At 70.7% G+C, this 624-nt stretch carries 1 pseudogene; it reads right to left on the bottom strand.

Annotated elements, in window-relative coordinates:
- Window positions 1-389: pseudogene (locus D180_RS12455) on the bottom strand (UDP-forming cellulose synthase catalytic subunit); the annotation flags it as partial.
- Window positions 390-624: the final 235 nt, after the last annotated feature.

Genomic DNA, 624 nt, shown 5'->3' with positions numbered 1-624 from the left:
GGCAGCGGCCGCCGGTTCAGCGGCCACAGCACCTGGAAATAGCCCAGCGCCAGGATCACGAACGCGTACAGTTCGGCCAGCAGCAGGCCCAGGCCCAGGCTGAGGTCGACCGGGCTGCTCATGCCCACGGTCTGGGTCAGGCGCCACCAGATGTAGCGCGAGGACACCGCCAGCGACAGCGCCATCATCACCAGGATCGCCAGGCGGCTGCCGCTGCGCCGCAGCAGCATGGCCGCGGCGAACACCACCAGCGAGAACAGCAGTTGCTGCGGCACATCCATCGGGATGGCGACGACGAAGACCAGCAACACGGCACCCAGCAGCCACAGCGACCAGTTGGCCAGGACATGCAGCGGGCGCGCGGCACGCGACGCGGAGGCAGCGCTCATCGGCGATTCCTAACAAGGGGAGGAGGTCGGCGCGCGGTCTTCCCCACCGCGCGGCGACGGCAAACAGGTGCGGCGCCCGCAGGCGCCGCATGGCATCAACGATTCAAGAAGCGCTTGAGCGGACCGCCCGGCGCCGGCACCGCGGCCTCGCGGCCGACCTCGAGCAGGCGCTGGAACAGCTGCTGCAACGGCGTGCCGGTCGCGGTGCCGATGACGGCGGCCGACACAGGCGCCA

The sequence above is a fragment of the Xanthomonas sp. SHU 166 genome (genome assembly GCF_000364685.1).
In the GTDB taxonomy this organism is placed as follows: domain Bacteria; phylum Pseudomonadota; class Gammaproteobacteria; order Xanthomonadales; family Xanthomonadaceae; genus Xanthomonas_A; species Xanthomonas_A sontii.
The sequence above is the reverse complement of the archived record's forward strand: the minus strand, read 5'-3'. Positions and strand labels throughout refer to the sequence as shown.